This window comes from Nitrospira sp. Vd2 (genome assembly GCF_979581665.1).
The window spans coordinates 77,741-101,984 of the sequence record NZ_CEFZSK010000040.1; the positions used below are offsets into that span (position 1 = coordinate 77,741).

Consider the following 24,244-nt stretch of genomic DNA (forward strand, 5'->3'; position numbering starts at 1 on the left):
TGATGTCGCTCGCATCGCGGAGTCGACCATGCTCGGACGGACACTAGGGACCAAGTGGCGGTTTCTCCCGCTGATCATCGTGATGCTGCTGGCGCTCGTCTTTGCCTATGGCGCCCACCAGTCCCTGACCGCGACACAAACCATTCGCATTGCCTCCGGGACGCCGGGGGGCGGGTATTACGAACTGGGCATCAAATTGCAACAGGTGCTGAACAATGATCTCCGGGAGCAACGATTCGAAGCGCCGGTCGTGTTCACGCATGACGAGTCGCGCGGGCCGCAACAGAACTTGGAGCACCTGGCCACGCGCACGGCGCAGCTTGGCTTAGTTCTCGAAGGCCTGACCGTCAAGCCGAAGGCAGCGGATACCGCCGACATCCGCGGCCTGGTGAAACTCTCGAGCTCCCGATTGCACATCGTCGTCGGCGAACACGTCAGCACCAAAATCGGCAAACCACTGACCACGTTCACCGATCTTCTCAAGGGGGTCTCAACGAAACTGGGGCGCCCACTGCGTGTGTACGTCGGGACTCCGCACAGCGGCACCCATGCCGTCATTGAGCTCATCCTCAACTATTACAAGGTGTCGAATGAACGGGGGCTGGGCTGGGAGTTCATCCAGCATGGCTCCTCCACCGAGGCGGCCGCGGCGCTCGTGAACGGCGAGATCGACGTGGTGTGTCTGCTCGTCAGTATCGAGACGCCGGCGGTCGTCACCATGTCGCATCATGGGACACTGCTGGCACTCGAGCAGGCGGCGATCGACGCCATCCACACGCTCCGCCCGGCGCTCTTGGTCGTCACGATCCCGGCCGGTGTCTACAATCGCGACTTCCCGAAGGTCGCCGTCCCGACCCTGGGCGCCGATGATATTCTCGTCGCGAACGGGGAGGTCAGCAACCGCCTCGCCTACCGCATCGTGCGCACGATTGCCACTCACTGGCCGGAGCTGGGGTCCGCGATTCTCCTGCCCGGCGACTTTGCCGAAGCGCAGCTCAAGGAGAACGACTATTTTCCGCTGCATCCCGGCGCCGTCGCGTACTACAAAGGCGACCATATGCCTCTGTGGCCCTGGTTCGAAGACAAGGTTCGCCTGGCGATCGAGCATCGGGAGATTCTTCTGTCGGTCGGTGGAGGCATCCCGACACTCTACGCGTTGCTGTACGCGTGGTATCAACGGCGCCGCGTGACGCAACTCATGGCGCACATCGCCTCACTGAAACAACAGGGCGCGATTGATCGCGCAGCCATCGAAAACATCCGGATGCATGCGATCACCCTGCTCGCGCAAGGCAAGCTCACGCGGGAAAGTTACGCGACGCTGAACGAATACATGGAGGCGAGCCTCAAGCGGGAGAGTCCGGATGCCGCTGCGCCCGTCGAGAAGGAATCCGGACCGAGCAGACAATGAGGAAGCGAGCAGCGACTTGTGCAGTGGGCTGTGTCAACCTGTACCGGTGTGGTACGTTCATATAAACAGAGGTAGATGTGGAACGGGACACCGAGGGAGGGAACCATGGTACGCAGTGACCTCGGAGGCATGCGGTGGTTGATTCCGGCGATCGGCCTCATCCTTCTCGCGTCGTTCCCAGTACTCACCGGCCCATCGCCGGTCAGTGCAGCAGGCTTTAAGTCGCCCAGCGAATGCGAGCCGTATACAGGCGATGAACACCTGACGTGTCTGTATGGCTATATTGCGGCTCTTCAGGGGCAAGCGGGCAGCGCCCGAACCGGAGCAGAAACGGAGAATGAAGACAATCGACTCACGGCCGATCCTCCTGCTGCTCCTCCTGCTGCTCCTCACCGCGTGGCTCCTCCCTCTTTAGCATCCGCCCCATCGGTTCCTGTCACACAAGGGCCGGAAGAATGCCGCGCCTACACCGGGGCCGCGCATCTGAATTGCCTCTATGCCTACATCGAGATCCAGCAGGCCAAGACCCAGAGTGAATTGAAGACCCACCAAGACATGCTCGCGCAGTTAAAGGCACAAACTGATCAGCAAGCGTCCGCCACGGCCGACCTGCAGCGAAGATTGGCGGAAAAAGAATCCGCGCAAGTCTCCCCGCCGGTTGCCGTCGTTCCGCCCTATGTCGCCCCCGCCTATCCGGGGTACCTCTACCCAGGCTATCCATATCCGGGGTATCTCTACCCGCGCGTGTATCCGCCCGTGGGGCTCTCGCTCTACTTCGGGGTCCCACTGTACCGGCACGGCTACGGCTTCTACGGCCCGCGGTGGCACCATCGTCATTGAGGCGTGACAGACGAGATCAAGGTGCCGCGTTGCTTGGTCCGCCGCTGAGAATCGGCGAATTCTGGAGCGCGTCCACGGAATCAATCTCTGCAGGCAATGACATAGTTCACGCGCGTCACCGTATTCAACCAGGAATTCAGGGCAAACTGGGGGCGGCCACAACCAATTATCGATGCCGCATCCGGTTCTCATCTGGGTCGCACTTGCTGCCGAGCCATCGCCCCCACTGTCAGATGCCTGAGGTCTCATCCAACCGCTCCGCCACCTCCCTTGAAACGCCGTGGCCGGTGACGATTGTCTCGTTAAGCGTCAGTCGCCCCATTGGGGCCGTAAAAGACGGGCTGAATGGAGAAGGAATATATGCGAAGAGGAAAACTGTTTCTGGCTGCTGGCTTCCTAGCCCTGATCAGTTCAGTGGTGGCCGGCTGCGCATCATCCAGCGATTGCAGAGGCGGTGGCGCGGTATCCAACACGGTTGAGGGTGGCGCAGTCGGGGCTGCGGGCGGAGCAGCGGGCGGAGCCGTAGTCGGTCATCCTGGAAAAGGTGCTGAGGCAGGGGCAGCCGCAGGTGCGGCCTCGGGGCTCGCGAGTAGCGCAATGAGTGGTTGCTAGCTATCAGTCGCAGCCGGGTGCGAGAGGAAGTGGATCAGCCCCTGACACGCTGGCTGGCGCACTCAGAATGAGGACAGGGCAACGTGGAGACGTGCGGTGCGTTGATCGTCCGCGATGATGCCGCAGGCTATGTGTCGTGTGCCGCACCGCGCGAGTGGCTGCGGGCCTGGAAGCTATAGGTCTCGCCATGGCTGAGATAATGAACTCTATCGTCCAGTCCGGCCTCCGTCACTGCGCGCTGAAAGTCTGAGAGTGGCGACCGAAATACGTCGTAATCGTTGTAGTGAATGGGAATGGCCTTCTGCGGATTGATGATCCGCAGGGCCTCAACCCCCTGTTGGCCATCCATCGTCACCATGATCCCGAGGACCCGGGTGCCACCGAGATGCAGGAGTGCCAGATCGATGTCCGGATAGCGTTGGGGGATCTCTTTCAAATCGTCGATCACGAGGGTATCACCCGTGATGTACAGTCGGAACAGGGTGGCAGTCGACGAGGCTTGAAACTCCAAGAGGCTCCCCATCACCTCGGGAAGAACAAAATTCGCCCCCGGAGGTCCGTGGCGTCCCGGCATCGAAGTAATTCGAAGTCTCACGCCGTCTTTCCCCAGCGTCTGGGTCCCCCACGTTTCCAGCCCGGTCGCATTCACGAATCCTCTTTGCCGTAGCTCCTTCACGGCTTCTGGCGTCGTCACAATAGGGACCGCCTTATTCAATTCTCGCTCTGCCACTTGGTCAAAATGATCACCGTGGAAATGCGAGAGCACGACGAGATCAAGTGGGGGAAGATCGTGGATGTCAACCGCCGGATCCGTCAAGCGAATACTCGACATCCCATAGCCGATCGAGACCTGTTCGTGCTTATGAATGAAAGTAGGATCGGTGAGAATGATGAAGCCGCCATAGCGGATGAGGACGGTGGCGTTGCCGATAAAGAAGATGGACCCGGACCGCGTATCGAAGGCATCGTGTGGAGGTACCCGCATATTGGGCAAGTTCCCATAGACCTCGGTCTCTCGCTATCAGCGAGAACCTCAATGCCAAGTCAAACTTCCGGTCTGATGCGGGACGCACCTCTGGGACGATCGAGTGCGGCGTAGCCGGAAACTGGTGTCAGGCAGCAGCTGCGTCCGTGTGCGGAGTCACAGCCCCCCCCCCGGGTCCTCGGTTCGATCAGACAGAACTGAGGCGCAACTCGTCCTCGGAACGCTCTTGCTGTGCCGTTCTGCTGCAGGCACACCTCCTTCCGGCTCATTTCCCGACAGCCTCTTCCGCCGCGCGTCGACAGATCGCTACCGATGGCGCTGCCTGCGCCATCGAGATCTTAAGAGCTAGGCTCGCATAGCGCACACGAAAGGAGGGAGAGATGAGGTGGATTGGGCGGACTTTCACGGCCATCGTGGGGGTAGTTCTGCTGGCGGCGTGTGGCGCGACGGGGGCATCAGATCAGCGCTCAGAGCAGGTCAGGCAGACGAGCGAGCCAATGACCAGTCATGGTACGCCAGAAGCGCGTCTCCTTGGCTTTCTCAACGCCGCGAACAAAGCCGACTTGGAGGGGGGTCGTCTTGCGCAGGATCGAGGGACACGCGAAGCGGTCAAGACCTATGGTCGCCAGATGGAAACGGACCACATGCAGATGCTCCAGGATTCTGAGGCGGCCGCCCACCAGTTGCGACTTCTCCCCGTGATGGGACCTGAGACGCAGCAGCTAGTGGCGGATCAGACGAAGAGGACGCAAGCACTTCAAGCGGCTACCGGCAAGAAATTTGACCAGTTGTATTTGTCGCACGAGGTCGAGACACATCAGCGGGTGCTGCAGACGGCGGCCTCGCTTGCGGGTCACACGCAGGACGCTCAGCTCAAACAACTCGTCGCGAACGCACGCCCCATTCTTGAAGCACATCTCAAAGCGGCGCAGAAGCTGATGGCTGACGAACAGTGACAGCGATGCCGCCAAGCCAGATGACAAGAGAGTTAGCGGCGGCACCGGTGGGAAAGGGAGCGTACCATGGGGAAGCACGAGGAGCAGGAAGATAATAATGGGGTCAATGACGGACCCAACGCCGTCGAAATGCTACGTGAGGATCATCGAAAAGTTCAGGAGCTGTTCGAAGAGTTTGAGAATGCGGATCATCGGTCTCGACCCCGTCTTGCGGAACAAGTGCTCATGGAACTCGAAGTCCATACCAAATTGGAAGAAGGCTTGCTCTATCCCGCTATAAGGGAAGTCGTGAACGAGGAGGCGTTAGTCGACAAGGCCCGAGAAGAGCATCATGTGGCCACGCTCCTGATCAAAGAGTTACGCAAGATGCAGCCACGGGACGAGCGCTACAGTGCCAAGTTTCAGGTGTTAGCCGAGAGCGTGCAGCATCATATCGAAGAAGAGGAATCTCAGCTCCTTCCGCAAATCGAGGAACTCGACATAGATCTCTCTGAGTTGGGGCAAAAGGCACTGGCACAGAAAGAAAAACTAATGGCAAAAGACAGTAGGACCAAGTCGTCGAAGAATTCACGTCGGAACAGGGCGAGCCGGCGCAGAAACCGGAGGGCAGCGTAAGGACGGAAAGGTGCGCCGGAGTTTTACCAGCGTTCTAGTAACAGCCTGATGGCGTCTCCCCGGCGGTGAAACTGCAAGTCGCGGCGGGAGTGGTCACGGCGAGCGCTTTCTTAATATGGAGCGGGAAACGGGATTTGAACCCGCGACCCTCGCCTTGGCAAGGCGATGCTCTACCACTGAGCTATTCCCGCTCGCAAGGATCGTGAGGAGCGGATTGTACTGACCCTGCTGGAACCAAGTCAAGCCGCTGCTCCTCTCCATCAGCGTCCATGGACGACCGCCGCGACCGGCCGATCGACTGCGCCACCGCTATCGGCCTCGACCTGGAGTTCGTCCAAGGTGAGTCGACACATGCGTGCGAATTCCTCCGCCGCTTTTCCGAGGTGTCGATGCGCGAGATGTGCGATACCGACGCCATGCCGGGGGACAGGATCATACAACTCGATAGCCCGCAGCCCTGTCCCTCGCACGCGTTGCCGCACGTACAATTCCGGCAACACCGTCAACCCCGCGCCTTGCTTGACCGCTTCTAAGATGCCTTCCGGGGACGTCATCTCGACCGACACCAGGGGCTTGACCCCGACACCAGCACATTCCGCCTCGATCATGCGCCGCAAACAATAATCGGTCGGCAGCAGCACGAGCGGGAGCTTGCCCAGCTCCCGCATGCGAAGACGCTTGCCGGATCGAAACTGCGGAGGCGCGATCAGCGTCAACGTCTCCGTGAACAACCGACGCACGATCAGGCGCTCATTCGCGACAGGTAAGAGACACACACCCAGGTCCAGCCGATTCGCGGCCAACTCCGCCTCAATGGCCGACGATGGCAACGCCTGTACCTGTAAGTGCACACGCGGAAACCGTTGCTTGAAACGGCAGACAACCGGTGGAACGAGATACGAATTGACGGTCGATACGGCGCCGACAAGCAGTCGTCCGTGCTCGGCTCCGCTCAGTTCCCGAATAGATTGAGCCGCCAATTCCATTTCGCGCAGCACTCGCTCGGCGTGCTCACGAAACATGCGTCCGGCTTCGGTCAGTGCGACATGCCGCCCGAGGCGATCGAAGAGCGGCGCCCCCAACTCTTCCTCCAATGCCGCGATCTGCACTGAAAGGGACGGCTGGGACACGGCGACTTTTTCCGCACCACGCGTGAAACTCCCGCACTCCGCGACGGCGAGAAAATAACGCAACTGCCGCACTTCCATAGCACCCTCCTGTGCCGATCCTTTTATAGGTCAGACCTATTGTTACTATCAAAATAATATATTTGACCTATGCCATACTAGGCCTTACTCTTTTCTTCGTCAAGCCTGGCCAGGGCGAATCCCTAGTCAGCAACGCGCTTAACCAAAGGAGGACATGTATCATGGGGCGAACAGGACAGGTTGTGGCAGGATTGATCGGAGTGGCGGCATTCGTGGCGGGCTGCAGTTCCCCCTCACAACCGACGGCGTCAAAAGCATCGCTCTATGATCGACTCGGCGGCAAGCCGGCGATCACCGCCGTGGTCGATCAATTCGTGACCAACGTCGCGAACGACAATCGCATCAACCAGCGTTTTGCCACGACCGATATCCCGAAGCTGAAAAAGAACCTCGTCGACCAGGTGTGTCAGGCGTCAGGCGGGCCGTGCACGTATACCGGGCGCGACATGAAAACGACCCACGCCGGTATGCGCATCACGAATGCGGATTTTGATGCGTTGGTCGGAGACTTGGTTGCAGCCCTGAATACATTCCAGGTCCCGCAGCCCGAACAGAAGGAGCTGCTCGGGCTGCTGGGGCCAATGCGAAAGGATGTGGTTGAGGTCCCGTAACGCCACGTGCGGGCAGGCGGGCTCACTTGGCCGCCTGCCTACAGTCGTTTCGTACTGTCCAACAACAGAGTGGCCAGGATTCGCAGCCGGCCGAAATACTCGCAGCTCTCTTCCGTCAGATCGGGCAGGAGCAGGTCCAGATCTTCAATGCAGCTTTGCAGGATATCGGCGCGCTGCGGGTCCAACGTGCCTTGCGAGTCGAGAAAGTACACCATGCAACCACTGATCACCGTATCCAGCGTCATCAGCTCGCCTTCATTCGCCCCCGATCCTTTGGGCCACCCGGCATCCCGGTGAGCCTCCCATACGGAGAGCAACTCCTGTCGTAAATCATCACTGCCGGCCATGGTCTCTCTCACCTTACGGGTACAGTCCGCGCGCGAGATGCGCCTGTGCCACGCGGTCGATCCCGTTCATCAAGGCGGCCATCCGCATGGACGTGCGTTGTCGTTCGGCGAATTCCATCGTTCGTTGGAACGCCGACGTGATGATCTCGTGCAGTCGATCTCGGATGTCGGCCGCTTTCCAGAAGAAGCGCTGCGCATCCTGGACCCATTCAAAATATGACACGATGACGCCACCGGAATTCGCCAGGATATCGGGAATGATGAAGACGCCTTTGTCCGTCAGGATACGATCCGCTTCGAGCGTCGTCGGCCCGTTCGCCGCCTCCACGAGAATGCGACACCGCACGTCGCCGGCGTTCTCGGCGGTGATTTGCTCCGATAATGCGGCAGGGATCAAGACCGTGCACTCCAACGCCAACAATTCGGCATTCGTGATCGGTTCTCCGACCTTCATCGACTGGAGCGGTTGCTTGTCTCGCTGATAACGGACGAGCAGTTCCGGGATGCCGAGGCCCTTCGGATTATACAAGCCCCCGTCCTTATCGCTGACCGCAATCACTTTCGCCCCCGACTCATGCAGGATCCGCGCAGTATGCGAGCCGACATTGCCGAACCCCTGGACAGCGACCGTTGCCTGATCAAGCGTGACTTTCACACGGCGCAGGGCCTCGCCGGTGATGTAGACGACACCGCGACCGGTCGCCTCCTCGCGTCCCAGGGAGCCCCCAATAGACAGCGGCTTGCCGGTGACCACGCCTGGAACAGCAAAGCCGACTTGCTGGCTATAGGTGTCCATGATCCATGCCATGACTTGCGCGTCCGTCCCCACGTCGGGGGCCGGCACATCGCGATCGGGACCAATCATGTGGAAAATCTCGGCTGCATAGCGCCGAGTGAGCCGCTGGAGTTCTCCTTTGGAGAGCGTGTCCGGGGAGACCCGGACGCCGCCTTTTGCGCCGCCATACGGCAGTCCAGCCAAGGCACACTTCCAGGTCATCCACATGGCCAGCGCTGCCACTTCCCCCAGATTCACGCCGGGATGATAGCGAATGCCCCCTTTCGACGGTCCCCGCGCCGAATCATGTTGGACGCGGTACCCGGTAAAACATTTTACCGTGCCGTCATCCATCCTGACCGGCACATTGACGATGAGCGAGCGGTCCGGCATTTTCAACCGCTCTCGGAGATTGCCATCCAAGCCCATCATTTGAGCCGCCTGATCGAATTGAGCGACGGCCAAGCGGTACGTCGGGGTGTCGAACTCGTTCATGCGCATCCTTTCTTCATGCAGCTACACCGTGCACGAGGACGGCCGCCGAGTCTCCACACGCTCCGTCCACGTCAAGCCAAAGACACCGGCGAAGTTCGCGGCGAGGCGCTCGCGGACGCGGAACAGATCAACAGGGCGGCCGACGACTTCGGCCATCGAGGTGACACGACAGGCTTCAATCCCGCACGGCACGATCTGGGCAAACGGCGTCAAATCCATTGCGACGTTCAGCGCAAACCCGTGCATCGTGATCCCGCGCTCGATCTTCACGCCCATGGCAGCGATTTTCGCGAAGGATCCGCCGTCAATCCACACCCCCGTCAGCTTGTCCCGGCGCACCGCCGCAATGCCCCATTCTGCCAGGGTCCGGATGATGACATCTTCAAGCATGCGCATGTACGTTTTCGGCCCCATGCAAAAGCGCTGCAGACGCAGAATCGGGTAGCCGACGATTTGGCCCGGGCCATGGTACGTGATCGAGCCACCCCGTTCCACGTGGTACACGGGGAAGCCGGCTTCCTGCAGGAGACTTTGATCGCCCCCCCAATGACGCGCGTCACCGCGGCGGCCGACGGTAAAGACCGGCTCGTGCTCGAGCAGCAGCAACGTATCGGGACATCGATCGTTCGCGCGATCCTCCAGCAGTTGCCGCTGAAGCCGCCAGGCCTCATGGTACGGCATGCGATCGTGCAACTGAAGGGACGCTCGCCGCATCTCTCGCCTTACGGAGCGTACGCGGCAAACGGATCGCGGGGAAGCGCAATCGTCGCCTGACCATTCTTGCCGTGGACCGTCAACTGCGCGGGCAGCGGATCGCCGCCCTTCAAGAACGCATGCCAAAAGTCCCCCATATTGTGAATCTGCATCCCGTCGACTCCCGTGATGACGTCGCCAGATTGGAGTCCGACCGTTGCGGCGAGTTTCTGCGGTTCCACCTGTGCCGCGAGGACGCCTCGATCGACTTCCAATGCAAAGCTCGCCACGATACTGGGGGTCACCGTCAACGGGACGAATCCCAGATCGGGACGCATGACGCTACCGCGGACCAGCAGGGATTGAATGTGCGGGTAAGCCGCATCGATGGAGATCGCATAGCTGATGGCCTGTGCAGAGGGAGCCACCGCGACGTTCAAGCCCACCACACGACCTGACAGGTCGACGAGCGGACCGCCGCTGCTGCCCGGGTTGATCGCGGCATCGGTCTGAATGAGGTCGTACAGGCTTTCGCCATTAGGCGCTACAATCGCGCGATCCAATGCGCTGACGACCCCGACCGTCACCGTGGACCCGCCTTTCAATGCAAACGGATTGCCGATGGCGACGACCGTTTCGCCGATTTCTAGTGTCGCGGAGCGCCCGAGTTTTGCCGCGACCAAATCACGAGCTTGAATCTTGATCAGTGCGAGGTCGAGCAAGAAGTCGCGCCCCACGACACGCCCGGGGGTCAGGCGGCCGTTCGGCAGTCCCACGACCACGCTCTTCACGCTCTCCACCAGATGGTTGTTCGTCAGGATGTATCCGTGTTCGTCAATGATGACACCGGAACCGGACCCCGCGGTCGGATGCATCGACGGAGCAGTGGAGGGAATGCGTGTCATCACCGTCACGACCGACGGTTTGACAGCCGACACCACGGCGGGAACGGAAAGGCCCTTGGGCACGTCTTCACGTTGAGCCACATCCGGTTGACCGGCCGCGTCCCGAGCGGAGGACAGCACGATGACAAGCAGCGCCACCACCGCTAAGGAAGGGGGAAGAAGACGCAACGGCTTCACGTTCGTCACAGCGTGAGATGTTTGTGCTCGGCGGCAGCATTCTACAGAAAGGTCGGTGGTGTCGCCAGTGTCGAGGCATGGAATGCGTCGTCTCGTATTCTCACTGGGATCGGCACTTCACCGACAATGATCCACTCGCTGCCCTTCATGGCCTCACATCGGCAGCCACGAACCGAGGGCCAAGCACTGCCGCGATATGCGGCCGCGTGCGAGACAACACAAGGCTCGACGCCCAGCCTGTCCAAGGAAAGACATCACGTCCGCGGGAAACACAGAGCGGGGGAACTGATTCAGGGGACCGGCTCGCCGGTCCCCTGCGCTCAGTCTTTGATGGCAGCGAACATCTGCTTGACTTCAGGCGTCTTCAATTTCTTGAGCGCCTTGGCTTCGATCTGTCGGATACGCTCCCGCGTGACCGACAAATTCTGGCCGACTTGCTCCAGCGTCAACGCCTCGTCCTGGCCGATCCCAAACCGCATGCGAATGACCGTCTGTTCGCGCGGCGTCAACGCACTGAGAATCCGATCCAGTTCTCGCGTCAATTCTGTACGATGCACGTGCGAATCCGGCGTCACGGCGTTGCGGTCGGCAATCAATTCCCCGAACAGCGTTTCACCATCCCCGACGGGATTTTCCAGCGACACCGGTTCCTGAAAGACCTGTAAGGTGTCCTGGATCTTGTCCGGGTGCACCTGCAACGCGTTGCCGATTTCCTCGGCGCGTGGCTCACGCCCGTACTGCTGCGCCAGCCGACGCGTGGTTCGGACGATGCGATGAGACGACTCGGTCATGTGCACCGGGATCCGAATCGTGCGCGACTGATCAGCCAGCGCTCGGGTGATCCCTTGTCGGACCCACCACGTCGCATAGGTGCTGAACTTGAATCCCTTCCGGTATTGATACCGTTCAGCCGCCTTCATCAACCCGATATTGCCCTCCTGAATCAAATCCAGGAGCCCAAGCCCCTTCCCGTTGTAATGCTTGGCAATATCGACCACGAGGCGCAGGTTGCATCGCACAAGCTCGTCCTTGGCCTGTTCCAGCACCGCCCGAGCCTTCCGGACCCGCTCCCCTGCCCGCGACAGGTGCTTCTCGCGGTAGCCACCGGCTCGCTGCTGCCGAGCCTCCTTGATCAGTGTGGCCAGAAGGCGCTCCGCATGGTCCAATGCTGTGGCAGAAAAGCCGCTCAAGTGACGGATCTCGTTGAGCTTCTGCACGGCATCCACAACCACCTCATCCTTCCGCATCCGGCCGGCCATCGTCACAGCCTCCCGCAATGCGGCCCGAATCGCCCGAGTTCCTTGGTCAATTCGCTTGGCCAGCGCCACCTCTTCATCTCGTGTCAACAGCGGTCGCTCCCCAAACGAGCGAAAATACAGGGACTCGAGCGCAAACGACTCATCTTCGACCTTCTCTTTCTGGGCCGCAGCCGGGGTTTCAGGAGCCTCGACCTCCTCGCTTTCGGCCGACTCTCGCTCGATTAGCTCCAGAATGTCGCTGGCTTCTGAATCGTCAGCCTCAGGGTCCAACACGACCGGCTCTTCCTGCTCAAACTCGAGTTGTTCTTCTTTTCGCATGGTATATCCTTAGTTGTCCGCCCTTCGAAGGCGGAAGCCTCCTTACCCCTTTAGAGACTCCTCTCCCTCAAAAGGATTCAAGACCGATGCCACCGTCAGACGAGGTAAGACTCAGGCGTAGGAAATCAAGCGAGCGTCAGTCGCTCTTCTGCAGGTGCTTGAGAAGCGGGGTAATGATATCGATCGGGACCGGGAAAATCGTCGTACTATTCTTTTCGGCGGCGATCTCCACTAGCGTCTGGAGGTAGCGAAGTTGGAGTGCGACCGGGTTTTGCCCCATGACGGTCGCCGCGTCCGCCAGACGCTGAGCCGCCTGGAATTCGCCCTCCGCGTGGATGATCTTGGACCGGCGCTCTCGCTCGGCCTCTGCCTGTCTCGCAATCGCCCGCTGCATCTCCTGGGGCAGGTCGACATTTTTCACCTCGACAGCGGACACCTTGACACCCCAGGGCTCCGTCTGCTCGTCCAGAATCCGCTGGAGCTCCGTATTGATCTCCTCGCGTTTCGCCAGGAGATCATCGAGCTGACTCTGCCCGAGGACGCTGCGCAACGTCGTCTGCGCCATCATCGACGTCGCATAGAGATAGTCTTCCACTTCGACGATCGCCTTCTGCTGATCGACCACCCGAAAATAGATCACCGCATTCACTTTTACGGAGACGTTATCTTTTGTAATGACGTCCTGCGACGGCACGTCCATCGCCACCGTGCGGAGACTGACGCGCACGAGCTTATCGATGAATGGAATGATCACGATCACGCCCGGCCCATTTCCGCCCACCACCCCGCGCGCCAGACGTCCCCACCGGAAAATCACCGCACGCTCGTACTCACGAAGCACATGAAAGCCCATCCCGATGATGACGGCGGCGAGCAGCACGAGGATCATAGGGCTGAAGAGAAGGCTCATCACATCGCTCCTTTTTTGGACGCCGCTCGCACGAAGACTTTCAGGCCTTCGACGCGGGTCACCTCGACGGCATCGCCGGGCGCAACCGGGTGATCGCTCACGGCCTCCCATAATTCTCCGCGCACGAGGATCGTCCCGTGCGGGCTCAAGGCCGTCTTCGCTACGCCGACCAATCCGACCATCCCTTCGCGTCCCGTCACCGGTTGTCGTCGCATCGCTCGTACGCCCATGCCGACAATCGTGAGCGAGAACAAGGCCGCCAGTAACACGACTGGCAGGATGACGGCCCACGACAGTTGAAGGTATGGCGCGTCGGTTTTGATCAACATCAAGGAACCCAACAGCATGGACGTGACGCCCCCGATGGCGAGCAAGCCGTAGCTGGTCACCGTCGCCTCCAACACGAAGAACACGACGCCGAGCAGCAAGAGCAGGACGCCCGCATAGTTCACCGGCAACGATTGGAGTGCGTAGAACCCAAGAATGAGGCTGATCGCGCCCACCACCCCGGGAAGGATAGCCCCGGGATTGTACAGCTCCGCCAGCAGCCCGATCGTGCCGATCGTCATCAGCAGATAGGCGATGTTCGGATCGCTGACCGCCTGGAGCCACTCCAATCGCCAACCCATCGCAAAGTCGACCACCTCGGCTTGTTTGGTGTCCAACACGACGGTTCGCTGCCCGAGCACGACTCTCCGGCCATCGAGTTTGCCGAGCAGGGCGGTGAGATCATCCGCGACGAGATCGATGATCTTCAGGTTGAGCGCTTCCCGTTCCGTGGCCGACACGCTTTTCCGCACGGCGTCTTCGGCCCAGGCAACGTTTCGGCCACGCTGCTCCGCGATGGATTTGATATAGGCGATGGAATCGTTCTCCACCTTCTCTTTCATCGTCTTGTCCATTTCGCCGCCCATCGCGACGGGATGTGCCGCGCCGATATTCGTGCCCGGCGCCATGGCGGCGACGTGCGCAGCCATCGTGATGAAGACGCCGGCGGACGCCGCTCGCCCCCCGGAGGGAGCCACATACACAATGACTGGAATCAGCGAGCCGGTGAATTCTTTGATGATGAGCCGCATGGATGTATCCAGTCCGCCCGGCGTATCAAGGCGCAGAATGAAAGCTTGCGCATGCTTGCTGTCGGCGAAGAGTAGCGCATCATGGACATACTCGGCGGCGACTGGATTGATGACGCCATCGTACTTTGCCACGACGATTGGTCCGGCGGCGTCTACTGACTCGGCCGTCGCGCACACGCAAGCCGCGAGAACGATCGATTCGATGGCGACCGATCGGGCGAGTCGCATCAACCGCGTACGTAATTCATGGCACATGGCCGATTCGATCTTACGGACGGCCGAACGAGCCTGTCAAGGAACGGAACCACTGCGGGGCCGCGTGTTGCAAAGCCGTGAAGCCTTCTCCTAGAATGCCTGCATGGTCTTTCAAAACGGTGATCGGATTCACCTCATCGATGAGAGTGGCCGGCAGTACGCGGTGACATTGAAAGCCGGTGAAATCCATCAGCATAGCGGGGATACGATCCCCCACGATGCATTGATTGGCCGTCCGGACGGCTCGCTGGTGACGCTGTCCCGAGGGAAGCGGATGCTGGCTGTCCGCCCAACGTTCGGCGACTACGTCCTGAAGATGCCACGCGGTGCCCAGGTCCTCTATCCAAAGGACCTCGCGCTGATGACCATGTGGGCCGACATCTATCCCGGGGCGAGAGTCCTAGAAGCGGGGACGGGCTCGGGTGCCCTCACGATGGCCCTGCTCCGTGCCGTCGGTCCTCACGGGCATGTCGTGACGTATGAAACACGCGACGATTTCGCACGCACCGCACGCAAGAATATCGAACGCTACCTCGGGCCACTCTCTACCGTCACGTTCAAGCCACATGACGTCTACGCCGGCATCCCGGCCGAGGACTGTCAGCCGCCGTTCGATCGCATCATCCTCGATCTACCTGAGCCATGGCGCGTTGTTCCGCATGCGGCTGCGGCCCTTCGATCCGGCGGCATCTACCTGAGTTTCGTTCCGACGATCCCGCAAGTGATGCAAACCGTTTCCGCGCTGGAGCACGAAACGGTCTTCGCCCTGATCCACACGTTTGAAACCCTGCTGCGCACGTGGAACATTCAGGGACGGAGCGTTCGGCCCGATCATCGCATGGTCGCCCATTCGGGCTTTATCACGGTCGCCCGAAAAGTAGAGCCCGGTCTGTGGCGGCCGCGCAGGCGTGAGATCAACACCGAGGGGCCTGCGGGACCACGCGGTGATGGGGACAAGGCCGCCACCGAGGAGGACGGATGCGTTTAGCCGGCAAAGTCGCATTGATTACGGGAGCCAGCGCCGGCATCGGCGAGGCCATCGCCAACGCGTTTGCCGCTGAAGGAGCGGCTGTCGTCATCACGGGTCGACGCAAGGACCAACTCGAGCGCGTCGCCGCGAACATTGAACGGGCCAACGGAAAAGCCACTCCGGTGGCGGGGAGCGTCACCGATGAAACGCACGTCCGGGCAGCCGTCGACCAGTGCGTGCGCACGTTCGGGACGCTGAACATTCTGGTCAACAATGCCGCGATCGGGGCCTTCGGGCGCGTCCTGCACGAGATCGACGATGCGACATGGCATGAATTGTTGGATGTGAATCTGACCGGAGTGTTTCGAATGACCCGGGCGGCCGTCCCCGTGATGCTGAAGGCCGGGGGCGGCGCCATCATCAATATTTCATCGGTCGGCGGCTTGATCGGCTTTTGGGGTAGCGCCGGATACGGGACGACGAAGGGCGGACTCGAACTCTTCACCCGCTGCGTCGCCATGGATTATGCCGCTCACGGCATCCGGTGCAATTCCGTCTGCCCCGGGTTGATCGATACGCCGATGGCAGCCCCCCTGCTCAACGATCCGGAGATGAAAGCGCAAGCCCTCGCCGCCTACCCGATCAACCGAGTCGGGACGCCCGAAGAAGTTGCGAAGATGGTCGTCTATCTCGCCTCCGACGACGCGTCTTGGGTGACGGGCAGCTCCTTTACGATCGATGGAGGCCTGACCGCCCACTAGTCACCCCGCTTCTCGCGCCCGACCATCGACCTGATGGAAATCAACGCCCACACGAAACTCTGTGGAGTCATCGGCAACCCCGTTGAACACTCGCTCTCCCCGGCGATCCACAACGCCGCGTTCCAGAAGCTCGGGTTGAATTTCGTCTATCTCGCGTTTCGGGTCGAGGACGTCGCTGGCGCGATGCGGGGCGTTCGAGCCCTCGGCAACGTCCGGGGGCTCAGTGTCACGATTCCGCATAAAGTCGCGGTCATTCCTCACCTCGATCGGGTCGAACCAACAGCTCGACATATCGGTTCGGTCAATACGATTGTGGTCGAGAACGGCGAACTGACTGGGTACAACACGGATGCGTCCGGGGCGCTTCGCGCCCTGACGGACGCCGGCGTCGTCTTGGAGGGCCGCCGGGTGGTGATCCTTGGCTCGGGGGGCGCGGCGCGGGCGATTGCGTTTGCCTTTTACAATACCGGTCTCGAACGCCTGACGATCCTGGGTATCGACGAAGCGGAACGCTGCGGTCTCATCCGGGATCTCCGGGAGAAGACCGCCTTGACGGTCGACGAGGGGCCGCTCGATGAGGAACGTCTTCATCGGACACTGCCCGAGGCTCACGTGCTGCTCCAGTGCACGCCAATCGGCATGTCTCCCAAGACAGAAGAAACCGCCGTCCCCGCCGCTCTCCTTCATCAGGCCCTCACGGTCATGGACATTGTCTACAACCCGCTCGAGACGCGTCTCCTCCGGGAAGCGAAAGCCGCCGGCTGTAAGACGATCCGCGGACTGGAGATGTTCTTAAACCAGGCCGTGGCGCAGTTCGAGCTGTGGACCGGACATCAGGCGCCCGCTGACGTCATGCGCACCGTGCTAGAGTCCCGATTCGCATGAACATCGTCCTGATCGGGTACCGTGGGACAGGGAAGAGCACGGTGGCGAAGGTGCTCGCGGCACGATTGGGCCGGGAGGCCGTTTCCACCGACGCGCTGGTCGTCGAGCGTGCCAACCTGTCCATTCCTGAGATCGTGCAGCAACACGGCTGGGAGTATTTCCGAGACCTTGAGAGTCAGGTCTGCAAGGACCTGAGCGGAAAGGATGGTCTGGTCATCGATACGGGCGGCGGAGCCGTCCTCCGCCCAGAGAATGTGGCGGCCCTGAAGACCAACGGCCGCCTCTTTTGGTTGACGGCGGACGTCAGCACGATCCAAGCCCGGATCGGTCGGGATCGTCAACGACCGTCCCTCACTGGAACGAAATCCTTCATTGAGGAAATCGCGGAGGTTCTGGCTGAGCGTCGGCCCACCTATGAGGCGGCTGCCGACCATACCGTTGCCACTGATTCCCTATCCGTTCCTGCCGTCGCCGAGGCGATCTTGGCCCAACTGTAAGGTTATCGGCGATTGATCTACCTACCATCCCGTGCTATCCTTCAAGTGCTGTCCTTCGCGTTGGGCCACGCGATGGAGAGCAAGGTAGGATGGCCCAGATTCGATGTTGCCTTGCGAGAGGAAGCTGTCCGGAAAAGCGCAAGTGATTTGTGATAGTGCGGTGAGTAGGCGACCTGCCGTTCTCTCCTTCGCCTTTCCAATCCCTCTTCTCAAGACAATATCAGAGCAGTGAGGAGGTCAGTCGTGGGTACCAAATTGTATGTGGGCAGCCTTCCCTATTCCACCACCGAACAGCAGCTCAGCGAACTGTTCGCCCAATATGGGACGGTGCAGTCGGCCAAGGTGATCACCGACCGCTACACCGGGCAGTCACGGGGGTTCGGCTTTGTCGAAATGTCAACCGGCGAGGAAGCCCAGAAAGCCATTGCCGCGCTCAACGGCTCGCAGTTGGGCGGACGAACACTCGTCGTGAATGAAGCCCGCCCACAGGAGAAGCGACCCTTTGGTGGCGGAGGAGGAGGCGGCGGCGAAGGACGGGACCGCTGGTAACGGCAACATACGAATCGATCAAAGGCCGCTGTTTCACAGCGGCCTTTTTCTTTTGTGCCTCGCCGACCTTGACAAGCGTTTCTGCCGAGTGCTTGTAATAACCCTGTGCGCCCGTAGCTCAGTTGGATAGAGCGTCGGGCTTCGAACCCGCAGGTCGCAGGTTCAATTCCTGCCGGGCGCACCATCTAGCCGCTAATCTACCAATCCAGTCCTTGTCAGCGCACCCGGTGGCTGCCACATACCTGACGGAGCATTGCAAGAACAGCCTACGCGCGGCTACCTTTCGGTCCCATTGTTAGCGCATTCGATCAGGGCGCACAGTGCCCGGGTGAAGCACTTCACTCTCTACGTCACCCTGGTCCTGCTCTTTCTCGGACCCATGCTCGGCCTAGCACTGTTGGTTTACGATGTCATGATTGAGCGGTACCGAGCCAGGCGAGACACCCTACCAGAGGAAACGGTGCCGGCCTCGGAGCCGCCTTCAACGTCGAGACAGCGCCCGGCAGCCTGAGTTGGCGCTGTCCGTGTTCTCTGCGTGAACGATAGCCGAGCAGGGACGACCAGAAGTTCCGCGTCTTCAGCGGTATCGGTCTACCTCGGTCTCGTTAAACAGGTTCTTCCTTACACGGAGAGCAGCTTCAACCGCCGGCGACTCCAAGGCTCCTGTCCGTCTTCGAGCCACCCGCAGCCGGACAGCACGATGCATGATCACGCCGTGCCTGTTTCCACATCCACACCGGGACCCGTTGCCTTCTTTTCTAATCGCACCGGGACTCGCAGACGAACCTGCGTCCCGTGACGTGGGACCGACGTCACCTGGAATTGACCGCCAATACTCCCCACGCGCTCGTTGATACTGAACAGCCCCAGCCCACCCGCCTTGGATGGTGTCCGCGGCGCAGTGAGTCAAAACCCTTTCCGTAATCTTCCACGAGGACGTCCACATGATTGTCGTATCGGTCAATCGTCATTGTCGCCTCACGAGTGTCGGCATGCTTGATCACGTTCCACAATAATTCTTGCACCGCCCGATACACGATGATGACGATATCGTGCTCGACGACTTGGGGCACGCCGTGTTCGGCAATGGTCACCGTCAGTCCATGAGCTCGCATCTTCTCCGCCACCCAGGCCAAGGCCGCCGTCAAATCATCTTCATCCCCAAGCAGCGGGGGCTGCAGATCGAGCGTCAACGTCCGGGCCGACTCGAGCGCTTGGTCGAGGAGGTGCTTCACTTCGATCAGCGCAAGCCACGACTTTTTGAAGTCCCTCTTCCGCTGAATCCGTTCGAGTTTCATCTTCGAGAAGAGGAGTAACTGCGCGAGGTTGTCATGGACGGCCTGCGCCAAGCGTTTCCGCTCACGATCCTCCGTCACACTCAACTCGACCGTCGCCGCCTGCAACTGCGCCTTTTTCGCCTCCAAATCGCGTGACCGCGCTCTCACTTCGTCCGAGAGGCGGTCGACCATTGTGTGAAGCACGTTTTGCTCTTTCACCTGTGCGGTGACATCATGGCAGACCGCCAATAGCGCCGGACGATCGTCGAACATCATGGCATGGGCGGTGATATCGACAAACACGAGCGTGCCGTCTCGCTTGTAATGCCGCCAAATCCCGTAGTCCCACACCGGCTTCCCGGCCGCCTCGCTCATGGCGTTCACCAGAGGCACTCGATCCTCCGGTGGACGAATATCCATGATCGTCATCGTGAGAAACTCTTCGCGGGAGTACCCGTAATGCCGGACCGCGGCCTCGTTGACATCCAGATAGCGGAGCGTCTGCGGATCGACCACGGCGGTCGGAACCGGATTCCGCTCAAACAAGCTGCGTGCGTGTGCCTCGGCTTCGCGCAGTGCGCCTTCGATTCGTCTTCGTTCTCGAACCTCCTCCCCCAGGTCCCATGACCGGCGAGTCAGCTGCTCAATGAGCCGCCGACGGCTGTCGGTGAGCAGCATGACTGCCATGGACACCAGCACGAAAAAGACCACGAGGACGACGTCCTGAGGATTGTGGACTTCAAATGACAAACGAGGCGGCAGCAGGAAATACCAGGCGCCTAGCGCGCCCAGACCTAACGCAACCGCCCCCGGCCCGAGACCCCCGAGCCATGTGCTGACGATCACGGCGGCCAACAAAATGAAAAAGGTAGCTCGGTTGGAAAGAGGATCCAGGTAGTACGCAATGGCCAACGCGAAGGTCACACACGCGATGGCGTTTCCATGACGGAGAAGCGAGGGAGGAGGGACTCGCATGATGGTCTGCTGCCGACGCGGCAGAGGCACAACCTTACACCGAGGGACGGTGGTCGCGCTACAGGAATGTGGTCGGCGAGTCACTACAATGACCTACAGCGTGTACCCTTGCACCGGGACGATCCGCGGTAGCGAGCCCGCAATCGTTGGACCGTGGAGAGCGGCCCCTTTCACGGGCGGTCGGGTGCGCACCTCCCGCTGCAGCGTGCGGCGGGATTGTTCGTAGTTATGCGGGACGGTAGGCGCGTCATACTTAAGTGTAATTGCCAACTGACGCCTCAGCACCCATAGTACATCCCAACCTCTTTCTCTACGGACAATAATGCCTCGACTTCTGACCCTTACACTGGCTCCTCTTCTCCCCTTCGTTTTTGCCGCCTGCACCTCTGTCGGTAATCTCGGGATTGTAACGAGGCCTTCCGCGAACAATGCAGAGATGCTCAGATCAGGCGTCGCCTTTGAAGAACTTGGTCCAGCAGAAGGCACGGCCTGCCGCCATTTTGTCATCGCCGTCGTTCCGTTTGGCAATTCGAGCTTTTCGAAGGCGGTGGAAAAGGCCCTGGCCGAAAAGGGAGGCGACGCGCTCATCAATGTGACTGTCACCAGTAGCCTGTATGGATTTGTCCCGATCTACAATGTCTATAGCTTCACGTGCACCACGGTGAATGGCATCGCGGTAAAATTTAAATGAAATTCCCACCCTTGTTCTGATGTCAGTTCAACCCCGGAGGATCTCCATGTTAGTTCATGCCTCCCACACTGCTCGCCTCGTTATCACCTCTCTGCTGCTGATCACCGCTATTGATGGATGTGGCACGAAACACGTTGCGGTGGAACCATCGGTCCTGACCTCGCTTGCCCAGTCCAAACTGGCTGTCATTCATTATGATCCCGAACCGTTCATGATCTGGACCGGTGAGCAAAAGGCGCGCAGCATCGCGCTCGGGCTGTTGTTTGGGATGATTGGCGGCGCGATCGACGGCGGGCTGCAGATGGCTGACGCGAAAGAAGCGGGAGCCCAGTTCATTTCGCAAACACAATTGATCGATCCAATTCGACAAGTTCAATCGCGGTTCTTGCCAGCCTGGTCCAAAGAACTCGGTCTCGATACGCTGCCCCCCTCACAACTGGCGGACGATGATGATGTGGATGCTCTTAAGAAGCAGATCGGCAGTGGCTATGTCTTAGACTTCAAGACAGAAGGTTGGATGATTCAAATAATGCCACGGATGTCTTTCGCCAGCGAACTTCCTGGGTATCGGACCGTGTATGCGGCTCGAGTTCGGCTCATTCACCTCGATGACGAAAGCGTAGTGTGGCAGGAGACCTGCGAATTCGACAGAAATAGTTCGCTCACGCCGATCCTGAAAAGAGCCGATCTTGATGGCACCGACAACGGAGAAGCCGCTAAAGCTTCTCTCCACACGCTCGCGACAAACTGCGCCGACTATCTATGGCGGCGGTTTTTTCAACGAGCCACCGGACCCGACACACAGGAACCAGTACAGGGCACCACCGTCTTCAGTCGATAACATCACAACTTCAAGTACTCTACCGTGCGATCCTCGCATCGATTGCGCAACATCGTCCAGGCCAACGGTAGGATTCGTGCGCGGCGCTTCTGGGGTTGGTTCCCATCGGCGGTGCGGATGATGTCTACCCAAGCAGCTTGTGGATGGTCGACTCCGCGCCGCACGACGCCAGCCAGCACGTAGAGGATTGCTGCGCTGAGCGACGTCGAACGCCGCCTAATCTACCGGGCGGTTACCGTCACCGCACCAGGCCGCGATTCTCACTTCGTCGCTACTCTTGCGCCATCCGGCTCACGATCGCGCCGAGGTCCTTTGGATACAACACAATTTCAATCCGCCGGTTCTGGGCTCGCCCCTCTTCTGTGTTGTTCGTCGCCTCGGGTCGCGTATCGGCATAGCCGCCAGCCGATATCGCCTCGCGCGGCACCCCGCCTTGCTCCAGAAGATAGCGAATGACGGACGTAGCTCGCGCCGTCGACAGCTCCCAATTCGTCGGGAACCGGTCTTTGATCTTCGGACCAATCGGCACGTTGTCGGTATGGCCTTCGATCCGGATTTGCTTGTCGTTGATGTGCTTCAAGACATCGCTGACCTGCTTGAGCACTTTCAAGCCCGCTGGCTTGATGTCCGCGCTCCCAGAATCAAACAGGACTTTCTCGACCATGTTGATCGTAAGCTGATCGCGGACCTGCTTGATGGTGATATTGCCTTTGGCGATTTCGTCCTGGAGCGATCGCGAGAGGTCTTCCTGGGTTTTCCTCAACCGCTCGATCTCGGTCTCCTTGGCTGCACGCTCCTGCTCGACACGATGGCGCTCGGCCTCTTCCGTCTGTGCGCGGTCCCGCACACGATTGAGTTGCTCCTGAAGCCGATTGTGCTCGTCGCGGAGCCGCTGCAGTTCTTCGTCACGCTGCGAGAGGGTGGAATTGAGGCTGGCAAGCTTCGGCTCAGCCGCCTGGACGATCTCCTGTAAGTGTTGCAGATCACCGGCCAGCCGGTCTCGCTCCTGCCGTAATTGCTCGGCCTGGGTATCCAGACTGTCGGCCTGTGCTTGCAACGCGCTCGCCTGTTGCCGTTGTCGATCGACGTCGGCGGCCATCCCGGCGATCTGCTTCTTGAGCGCATCGCGTTCGGCCGCCGCTTGCTGCAGTACCTGCTCCTTGGCCGCTAGCTCCTTCGTCAATTCTTCCGCACGGCGCGCTTGATTTTCCAGTTCACGCACCTGCTTGCCGCGTTGCTCAAGTTGAGTTCGAAGGTCGGCCATGTCCTTGTCCAGCGCTCGCGCACGCTCAGCGTCGCGTGTTAGCTCGTCACCGCGGCGTTGAAGCGCCGCCACTTGGTCTTGCGCGGCATTTAGCGCAGTCTGGAGCCGTTGCCGCTCTTCGCCCAGTTGCCCCGCGCGCTGCCGCTCCGCCGCCAACTGCGTGTTGAGTTCCTCGCCGCTGCGCTGTGCGTCACCGAGTGCCGCAGCCAGACGCTCCCGCTCACGCTGCAGATCATTCTCACGTCCCTCGGAGGCCGCGGCAGCCTGCTGGGCCGACGCCAGATCGCGCTGGAGCCGCTCCAGGCGCTGCTTCAACTGATCCTCCGCAGCGCGCAACTTGTCACGCTCCTCGGCAACCGCTGAATGGGTCTGACCGAGTGCGGCATGTTGGTCGCGCAACTGCTGAAGCTCTTCGGCCGTTTGCCGCCCCGACTCTCGTGACCTTTCAAGCGCGTTCTGAGTAGCGGCGTGGGCCTGTTGAAGGTCGGCATGCTCCCGTCGCAATCGCTCGAGTTCGTCACCGGCCTTCCGACCTGATTCGCGGGCGTCCGCCAAGGCGCGTTCCGTTGAGATCCGTGCCTGTTCGGCCTGCTCGAGCGCGCGCCTTGCCGACTCCTCGGCAGCTTGAGCCTTCTGACGCTGGGCCTCGGCATCCGCCGCTGCTTGCTTCTTCAACTCTTCCAGCGCCTGTTGCGTGAAGAGCTGCTCCTGCTGCGCCTGCACCCGCTCCTGCTGCGCCTGGGCCAACTGATCGGCTAGCGCATCCTTTTCCTTCCGAGCGGCCTCCCGCTCTTTCTTCGCCTCATTGAGAAGGTTCGCGAGTTCCTCTCGGCTTGCCTCGTGTTGCGTCGCTTCCGCCTCTGCGCGCTTCTTCGCCTGCTCCAGCTCAGCCGCCGTTTTCTTACGGGCTTTTTTCGCCTCTTGAAGCTCGGCAAGTGTCTGCGTATGCGTCGCGGTACTGACGCATCCGACCATCAACGCCGCCATGACGACAACCGTGCAAAGCGTGACTTTCATGTCATCCTCCCTGTAGGCATGGCACCTGCGGGTGTGGGACGGTCCAGCATGGCGCAGGCACTCGGA

At 60.3% G+C, this 24,244-nt stretch carries 24 protein-coding genes and 2 tRNA genes; 14 read left to right on the top strand and 12 right to left on the bottom strand.

Translation table 11 applies throughout. The annotated features are described in order from the left end of the window. The first annotated feature begins 28 nt into the window (after positions 1-28). The 3 genes from AC1U7K_RS17030 (at position 29) to AC1U7K_RS17040 (ending at position 2,863) form a co-directional block, all read left to right on the top strand. The gene (locus AC1U7K_RS17030; protein ID WP_480252898.1) at positions 29-1,411 is read left to right on the top strand and encodes a TAXI family TRAP transporter solute-binding subunit; all 1,383 of its coding nucleotides are present in this window, start codon (positions 29-31) and stop codon (positions 1,409-1,411) included. 105 nt (positions 1,412-1,516) lie between these two features. Further along, entirely contained in the window at positions 1,517-2,251 is a 735-nt protein-coding gene (locus tag AC1U7K_RS17035) for a hypothetical protein (RefSeq protein WP_480252899.1), read from the top strand. Between the two features lie 360 nt (positions 2,252-2,611). Beyond that, on the top strand, positions 2,612-2,863 hold the full coding sequence (locus AC1U7K_RS17040; protein WP_480252901.1) for a glycine zipper family protein: 252 nt from the start codon (positions 2,612-2,614) through the stop codon (positions 2,861-2,863). A 127-nt stretch (positions 2,864-2,990) separates the two neighbouring features. Here the strand turns inward: AC1U7K_RS17040 and AC1U7K_RS17045 are convergent, their stop codons facing one another. Beyond that, entirely contained in the window at positions 2,991-3,848 is an 858-nt protein-coding gene (locus AC1U7K_RS17045; RefSeq protein ID WP_480252902.1) for an MBL fold metallo-hydrolase, read from the bottom strand. Positions 3,849-4,345: 497 nt separating this feature from the next. On the opposite strand from AC1U7K_RS17045, the gene AC1U7K_RS17050 reads away from it, so the two are divergent. Beyond that, entirely contained in the window at positions 4,346-4,804 is a 459-nt protein-coding gene (locus tag AC1U7K_RS17050) for a DUF4142 domain-containing protein (protein WP_480252903.1), read from the top strand. Positions 4,805-4,870: 66 nt separating this feature from the next. Then, entirely contained in the window at positions 4,871-5,419 is a 549-nt protein-coding gene (locus tag AC1U7K_RS17055) for a hemerythrin domain-containing protein (RefSeq protein WP_480252905.1), read from the top strand. A gap of 116 nt (positions 5,420-5,535) precedes the next feature. Here AC1U7K_RS17055 and AC1U7K_RS17060 read toward each other — a convergent pair. Both AC1U7K_RS17060 and AC1U7K_RS17065 read right to left on the bottom strand, forming a co-directional pair. Continuing rightward, positions 5,536-5,610, bottom strand: a tRNA-Gly gene (locus AC1U7K_RS17060). A 69-nt stretch (positions 5,611-5,679) separates the two neighbouring features. Continuing rightward, positions 5,680-6,627 (bottom strand): LysR substrate-binding domain-containing protein, encoded by a 948-nt coding sequence (locus AC1U7K_RS17065; protein ID WP_480252906.1) that lies wholly within the window; start codon positions 6,625-6,627, stop codon positions 5,680-5,682. Between the two features lie 161 nt (positions 6,628-6,788). On the opposite strand from AC1U7K_RS17065, the gene AC1U7K_RS17070 reads away from it, so the two are divergent. Continuing rightward, a complete protein-coding gene (locus AC1U7K_RS17070) occupies positions 6,789-7,238 on the top strand; it encodes a group I truncated hemoglobin (protein WP_480252907.1) in 450 nt (149 codons plus the stop codon). Positions 7,239-7,276: 38 nt separating this feature from the next. Here the strand turns inward: AC1U7K_RS17070 and AC1U7K_RS17075 are convergent, their stop codons facing one another. The 7 genes from AC1U7K_RS17075 to AC1U7K_RS17105 form a co-directional block, all read right to left on the bottom strand. Beyond that, positions 7,277-7,585 carry a hypothetical protein gene (locus AC1U7K_RS17075; RefSeq protein WP_480252909.1) on the bottom strand — a complete coding sequence of 103 codons (309 nt, stop codon included), beginning with the start codon at positions 7,583-7,585 and terminating at the stop codon, positions 7,277-7,279. A gap of 13 nt (positions 7,586-7,598) precedes the next feature. After that, on the bottom strand, positions 7,599-8,855 hold the full coding sequence (locus AC1U7K_RS17080) for a Glu/Leu/Phe/Val family dehydrogenase (protein ID WP_480252910.1): 1,257 nt from the start codon (positions 8,853-8,855) through the stop codon (positions 7,599-7,601). Positions 8,856-8,876: 21 nt separating this feature from the next. Further along, positions 8,877-9,569, bottom strand: coding sequence for a lipoyl(octanoyl) transferase LipB (gene lipB, locus AC1U7K_RS17085; RefSeq protein WP_480252912.1), 693 nt, complete (start codon positions 9,567-9,569; stop codon positions 8,877-8,879). An 8-nt stretch (positions 9,570-9,577) separates the two neighbouring features. Next, positions 9,578-10,639 (bottom strand): S1C family serine protease, encoded by a 1,062-nt coding sequence (locus AC1U7K_RS17090; RefSeq protein WP_480252914.1) that lies wholly within the window; start codon positions 10,637-10,639, stop codon positions 9,578-9,580. 311 nt (positions 10,640-10,950) lie between these two features. Then, positions 10,951-12,207 carry a sigma-70 family RNA polymerase sigma factor gene (locus AC1U7K_RS17095; protein ID WP_480252916.1) on the bottom strand — a complete coding sequence of 419 codons (1,257 nt, stop codon included), beginning with the start codon at positions 12,205-12,207 and terminating at the stop codon, positions 10,951-10,953. Between the two features lie 136 nt (positions 12,208-12,343). Continuing rightward, positions 12,344-13,096 (bottom strand): slipin family protein, encoded by a 753-nt coding sequence (locus tag AC1U7K_RS17100; RefSeq protein WP_480253079.1) that lies wholly within the window; start codon positions 13,094-13,096, stop codon positions 12,344-12,346. Between the two features lie 20 nt (positions 13,097-13,116). Further along, the gene (locus tag AC1U7K_RS17105) at positions 13,117-14,424 is read right to left on the bottom strand and encodes an NfeD family protein (protein ID WP_480252917.1); all 1,308 of its coding nucleotides are present in this window, start codon (positions 14,422-14,424) and stop codon (positions 13,117-13,119) included. A gap of 130 nt (positions 14,425-14,554) precedes the next feature. Between AC1U7K_RS17105 and AC1U7K_RS17110 the strand changes: the two genes are divergently transcribed. From AC1U7K_RS17110 to AC1U7K_RS17135, 6 genes are all read left to right on the top strand, one after another. Further along, complete coding sequence (locus AC1U7K_RS17110) at positions 14,555-15,439, top strand: tRNA (adenine-N1)-methyltransferase (RefSeq protein ID WP_480252918.1); 885 nt, start codon at positions 14,555-14,557, stop codon at positions 15,437-15,439. After that, a complete protein-coding gene (locus AC1U7K_RS17115) occupies positions 15,430-16,182 on the top strand; it encodes an SDR family NAD(P)-dependent oxidoreductase (protein ID WP_480252920.1) in 753 nt (250 codons plus the stop codon). The genes AC1U7K_RS17110 and AC1U7K_RS17115 overlap by 10 nt, the downstream gene beginning before the upstream one ends. Positions 16,183-16,215: 33 nt before the next feature. Further along, positions 16,216-17,067, top strand: a complete 852-nt coding sequence (locus AC1U7K_RS17120) for a shikimate dehydrogenase (RefSeq protein ID WP_480252921.1) — start codon at positions 16,216-16,218, stop codon at positions 17,065-17,067. Then, entirely contained in the window at positions 17,064-17,564 is a 501-nt protein-coding gene (locus tag AC1U7K_RS17125; protein WP_480252922.1) for a shikimate kinase, read from the top strand. Before AC1U7K_RS17120 ends, AC1U7K_RS17125 begins: the two co-directional genes overlap by 4 nt. A gap of 243 nt (positions 17,565-17,807) precedes the next feature. Beyond that, entirely contained in the window at positions 17,808-18,113 is a 306-nt protein-coding gene (locus AC1U7K_RS17130; protein WP_480252924.1) for an RNA recognition motif domain-containing protein, read from the top strand. A 107-nt stretch (positions 18,114-18,220) separates the two neighbouring features. Next, positions 18,221-18,297, top strand: a tRNA-Arg gene (locus AC1U7K_RS17135). Between the two features lie 628 nt (positions 18,298-18,925). On the opposite strand, the gene AC1U7K_RS17140 is transcribed toward AC1U7K_RS17135, so the two are convergent. Beyond that, positions 18,926-20,365, bottom strand: coding sequence for a DUF4118 domain-containing protein (locus tag AC1U7K_RS17140; protein ID WP_480252926.1), 1,440 nt, complete (start codon positions 20,363-20,365; stop codon positions 18,926-18,928). A gap of 322 nt (positions 20,366-20,687) precedes the next feature. On the opposite strand from AC1U7K_RS17140, the gene AC1U7K_RS17145 reads away from it, so the two are divergent. Then, complete coding sequence (locus tag AC1U7K_RS17145) at positions 20,688-21,056, top strand: hypothetical protein (protein ID WP_480252928.1); 369 nt, start codon at positions 20,688-20,690, stop codon at positions 21,054-21,056. 46 nt (positions 21,057-21,102) lie between these two features. After that, positions 21,103-21,897, top strand: coding sequence for a hypothetical protein (locus tag AC1U7K_RS17150; protein WP_480252929.1), 795 nt, complete (start codon positions 21,103-21,105; stop codon positions 21,895-21,897). Between the two features lie 271 nt (positions 21,898-22,168). Here AC1U7K_RS17150 and AC1U7K_RS17155 read toward each other — a convergent pair whose 3' ends face one another. Further along, the gene (locus AC1U7K_RS17155; protein ID WP_480252930.1) at positions 22,169-24,178 is read right to left on the bottom strand and encodes an OmpA family protein; all 2,010 of its coding nucleotides are present in this window, start codon (positions 24,176-24,178) and stop codon (positions 22,169-22,171) included. Positions 24,179-24,244: the final 66 nt, after the last annotated feature.

Coding starts and splice junctions, on each gene's coding strand:
- AC1U7K_RS17030 (WP_480252898.1), top strand. CDS start 29: ATGCTCGGACGGACACTAGGGACCAAGTGGCGGTTTCTCCCGCTGATC.
- AC1U7K_RS17035 (WP_480252899.1), top strand. CDS start 1,517: ATGGTACGCAGTGACCTCGGAGGCATGCGGTGGTTGATTCCGGCGATC.
- AC1U7K_RS17040 (WP_480252901.1), top strand. CDS start 2,612: ATGCGAAGAGGAAAACTGTTTCTGGCTGCTGGCTTCCTAGCCCTGATC.
- AC1U7K_RS17045 (WP_480252902.1), bottom strand. CDS start 3,848: ATGCGGGTACCTCCACACGATGCCTTCGATACGCGGTCCGGGTCCATC.
- AC1U7K_RS17050 (WP_480252903.1), top strand. CDS start 4,346: ATGACCAGTCATGGTACGCCAGAAGCGCGTCTCCTTGGCTTTCTCAAC.
- AC1U7K_RS17055 (WP_480252905.1), top strand. CDS start 4,871: ATGGGGAAGCACGAGGAGCAGGAAGATAATAATGGGGTCAATGACGGA.
- AC1U7K_RS17065 (WP_480252906.1), bottom strand. CDS start 6,627: ATGGAAGTGCGGCAGTTGCGTTATTTTCTCGCCGTCGCGGAGTGCGGG.
- AC1U7K_RS17070 (WP_480252907.1), top strand. CDS start 6,789: ATGGGGCGAACAGGACAGGTTGTGGCAGGATTGATCGGAGTGGCGGCA.
- AC1U7K_RS17075 (WP_480252909.1), bottom strand. CDS start 7,585: ATGGCCGGCAGTGATGATTTACGACAGGAGTTGCTCTCCGTATGGGAG.
- AC1U7K_RS17080 (WP_480252910.1), bottom strand. CDS start 8,855: ATGAACGAGTTCGACACCCCGACGTACCGCTTGGCCGTCGCTCAATTC.
- lipB (WP_480252912.1), bottom strand. CDS start 9,569: ATGCGGCGAGCGTCCCTTCAGTTGCACGATCGCATGCCGTACCATGAG.
- AC1U7K_RS17095 (WP_480252916.1), bottom strand. CDS start 12,207: ATGCGAAAAGAAGAACAACTCGAGTTTGAGCAGGAAGAGCCGGTCGTG.
- AC1U7K_RS17100 (WP_480253079.1), bottom strand. CDS start 13,096: ATGATCCTCGTGCTGCTCGCCGCCGTCATCATCGGGATGGGCTTTCAT.
- AC1U7K_RS17105 (WP_480252917.1), bottom strand. CDS start 14,424: ATGCGACTCGCCCGATCGGTCGCCATCGAATCGATCGTTCTCGCGGCT.
- AC1U7K_RS17110 (WP_480252918.1), top strand. CDS start 14,555: ATGGTCTTTCAAAACGGTGATCGGATTCACCTCATCGATGAGAGTGGC.
- AC1U7K_RS17115 (WP_480252920.1), top strand. CDS start 15,430: ATGCGTTTAGCCGGCAAAGTCGCATTGATTACGGGAGCCAGCGCCGGC.
- AC1U7K_RS17120 (WP_480252921.1), top strand. CDS start 16,216: ATGGAAATCAACGCCCACACGAAACTCTGTGGAGTCATCGGCAACCCC.
- AC1U7K_RS17125 (WP_480252922.1), top strand. CDS start 17,064: ATGAACATCGTCCTGATCGGGTACCGTGGGACAGGGAAGAGCACGGTG.
- AC1U7K_RS17140 (WP_480252926.1), bottom strand. CDS start 20,365: ATGCGAGTCCCTCCTCCCTCGCTTCTCCGTCATGGAAACGCCATCGCG.
- AC1U7K_RS17145 (WP_480252928.1), top strand. CDS start 20,688: ATGCCTCGACTTCTGACCCTTACACTGGCTCCTCTTCTCCCCTTCGTT.
- AC1U7K_RS17150 (WP_480252929.1), top strand. CDS start 21,103: ATGTTAGTTCATGCCTCCCACACTGCTCGCCTCGTTATCACCTCTCTG.
- AC1U7K_RS17155 (WP_480252930.1), bottom strand. CDS start 24,178: ATGAAAGTCACGCTTTGCACGGTTGTCGTCATGGCGGCGTTGATGGTC.